Source organism: Streptomyces torulosus (assembly GCF_001419765.1).
GTDB lineage: Bacteria > Actinomycetota > Actinomycetes > Streptomycetales > Streptomycetaceae > Streptomyces > Streptomyces torulosus.
Genome location: NZ_LIRK01000589.1, coordinates 1 through 3228, shown reverse-complemented (window position 1 = coordinate 3228; position 3228 = coordinate 1). Strand labels below are relative to the sequence as shown.

The 3228-nt window shown below is 72.6% G+C and carries 2 protein-coding genes and 1 pseudogene; all 3 read left to right on the top strand.

What is annotated here, in order from left to right; all coding sequences use genetic code 11:
- A partial coding sequence (locus AOK23_RS34290) for an NADase-type glycan-binding domain-containing protein (RefSeq protein WP_420823777.1) occupies positions 1 to 722 on the top strand: 722 nt, incomplete at its 5' end.
- Between the two features lie 112 nt (positions 723 to 834).
- Complete coding sequence (locus AOK23_RS34285; protein ID WP_055716436.1) at positions 835 to 3036, top strand: McrB family protein; 2202 nt, start codon at positions 835 to 837, stop codon at positions 3034 to 3036.
- Positions 3033 to 3228: pseudogene (locus tag AOK23_RS34280) on the top strand (McrC family protein); the annotation flags it as partial. The gene AOK23_RS34285 and the pseudogene AOK23_RS34280, both read left to right, overlap by 4 nt.

The following is a 3228-nucleotide window of genomic DNA, read 5'->3' as shown; positions in this document are numbered from 1 at the left end:
GCCACCAGGGCTGCCGGCCCGGCACCTCCGCGCGGCCCGCCATCGGCATGGCGCAACGCCCGCAGAAGTGCCGGTCGGGCCGGCAGCCCTGGTGGCGGCGGATGCTCAACCCCGGTGGCGTGGAGGCCCCGTGGGCGGGTGACCGCCCACGGCTGCGGCGCGGCTTCGGCCGGGTCCTCAACTGGGTCGTCGGCGCCCTGGTGCTCGCCCTGATCGTCACCCTCGCGTTCCACGCCGACGACGCCGTCCAGGCGACCCGGGACCACTTCGCCAAGCGCGCCCCCATCGGCCCGGACCGGGTCAAGGCGTCCCGCTCGTACCCGGACCACGGCGCCCGGCTCGCCTTCGACCAGCTGAACAACACCTGGTGGGGGCCGGGTGTCACCCAGACCGGCGAAGGGGAGTGGCTGGAGGCCCGGTTCGACCATCCGACGCGGCTGCTGGACGTGGTCATCACGCCCGGTGTCTCGACCAAGGTGGACCAGCTCTCGCAGTCGGCCCGCCCGCACCGCATCGAGGCCGTGATCACCGCCGCCGACGGCTCGAAGAGCACCAGGATCATCAACCTGGACCAGGGGGCAGGCGGCCAGCGCCGCACGTTCCGCGTTGGCGAGGTCATCGCCGTCCGCTTCGTCCTGCGCTCCGCCTACGGCGCCGACGCCAAGAAGCAGGTGTCGATCGCCGAGATCGAGTTCTTCGGCCGTTCCAACAGCAACACCTGATCCGCCGGCCGGGCGGCCCCGTACCCCGTCGCGGGTGCCGCCCGGCTCGTGACCCCGTGCACGCGCCCTTCTACGCTGGACACTTCGAGTGCGCGGAAGGCGGGGTGGGACCGTGGCGAGACGACCGGACGGTGTCGAGGTCGTGGCGGCGGTGCGGCGGGTGTTCCGGGACGGGCTGCTGACCGGGAAGTCCGCGTTCGCACCGGAGTCGGCGGCCTGGACCGCCGCCACCGCCGCCGATCTGCGGGCCCGTTTCGTGGACCGGCCCGACGAGTCGTCGGACACCTTCGTGGTCAAACTGAGCCGTCAGCTCGCCGGTGCCCCCGCGGAGACGATCGTCCTCGCCGCCGAACTGCTGTTCGTGAACATGGCCCCGCTGGTGCCGGAGCAGATCGGTGTCGCGAAGAAGCTGCAGCTCATCCACGAGGTGCTGTCCTGGGCCGAGCCGGACGTGCCCGACTTCCTGCGCCACCTCGCCGTACCCCCCGACCTGGAACCCGCCCTGAAGGGCTTCCTCCACGGCGGTCAGGGCTTCCTCAACTACCGCTGGGCCCAGTTCCAGATCCTGGTCCTCCTCGTGGAGCGGCTGGCCGGGATGGAGCGCCCGGAGCGCGAGGCCCTCCTCGACGACCCCTGGCGCTTCCGTGACCTCTGCTTCGCCGTCCAGGACTCGGTGGGCCACAAGAAGGGCCGCGCCCAGATCCATGTCCTCCTGCACGCCCTGTTCCCGGACGCCTTCCAGCCCATCGCCAGCGCCCACCACAAGCACGAGATCGTCAAGGCGTTCGCGGACGAGATCCCCGGCCGCCCCACCGGCGACGACGACAAGGACCTGCTGGCGCTGAGCACGTTCCTCGCGAAACGGGACGGCGCCCCCGTCGACTTCTACGACGAGCCCTGGGTCGGCCGCTGGCGCAGGGGCGCCGTCGAGCACGAGCAGCGCGGCTGGCTGGTCCGCGGCTACAACGTGGACGGGCACGACTTCATCCCGGCGTGGATCCGCGACGGCTACTGCTCGGTCTCCTGGCGGGAGGTCCCGGAGATCCCCACGGGCGCCCCCAAACAGCAGGTGCAGCAGGCCGTCGCCGAAGCCCTGCCCGAGGCCAGTGCCCAAATGCGGGCGGCGGCCGCCTACCAGCTGCACGTCTTCCTGACCGTGATGCGGGAGGGCGACCTCGTCGTCACGGTCACCCCCGACGAGGTGCACGTCGGCACGGTCCTGGGCCCCGCGACGTACGACGCCTCCGACGGCCTCGACAACGCCCGCCGCCGGCCCGTGCGCTGGGCCACCGCCGAGCGGCCCCTCGTCCGCGCCGACCTCCCGGAGAAGGTGCAGGCCCGGTTGCCGCTGCCGCCGACGGTGTACGACATCAGCAGCGTGGCCGCCGAACTGGCGGAGCGCGCCGGCCTGGAGGACCAGGTCGACACGGGCCTCGAGAGCGTCGACGTCACCAAGCCGCTCGAACTGCCCGCCGTGACAAAGGAACTGGCCGACGAGCTGCTCATGCCCCTGGAGTGGCTGCGGGAGACCGCCGAACAGCTCCAGGAGCAGCGCCAGCTGGTCCTGCACGGCCCGCCCGGCACCGGCAAGACCCATCTGGCGCGCGCCCTGGCCAGGCATCTGGCGGGCCCGGACCGTGTGCAGCTCATCCAGTTCCACCCCTCCTACACCTACGAGGACTTCTTCGAGGGGTTCCGTCCCGTGCGGGGCGAGGGCGGCTCGGTGGTGTTCGACGTGGTGCCGGGCCCGTTCAAGCTGCTGGCCGAGCGGGCGCGCAACGACCCGGCCAACCCGTACGTGCTGGTCGTCGACGAGATCAACCGGGCCAACCTGGCGAAGGTGTTCGGCGAGCTGTACTTCCTGCTGGAGTACCGGGAGGAGCCGGTCACCACCCAGTACAGCCCGCACGACCCGTTCCATCTGCCGGGCAATCTGTTCCTCGTCGGCACGATGAACACGGCCGACCGATCGATCGCGCTGGTCGACGCGGCGATGCGCCGCCGCTTCGCCTTCCGCCGGCTCTCCCCGGAGCAGCCGCCGGTCCAGGGGCTGCTGGGCCGCTGGCTGCGGGCGCGCGGCCTGCCGGACACCGCGGCCCGGCTGCTGGACGAGCTGAACGCCCGCCTCGGCGACGCCGACCGCGCCATCGGCCCCTCGTACCTGATGAGACCCGGCGCGGCCCACGAGAAGGGCCTCGACCTCGTCTGGCGGACGCAGATCCTGCCGCTGCTGGAGGACCAGCTGTACGGCACGGGCGTGGACGTCGAGGCGGAGTACGGGCTGGACGCCCTGCGCGCGGCGCTCGAACCGTGAGCCCCCTGACGCTGTCCGTCGACGAGACCGGCCCCGGCACCGTGCGGGAGCTGACCGGGGACCAGGTCGCCGGGCTGCTCTCCGTACCCGGTCTGGTCCGGCTCTCCCCCGCGTCCGGGGGCCGCTGGCGGGTGGCCGGGAACCAGACGGTCGGCCTGGTGCGGCTGCGGACCCCGGACGCGGGGGAGAGCC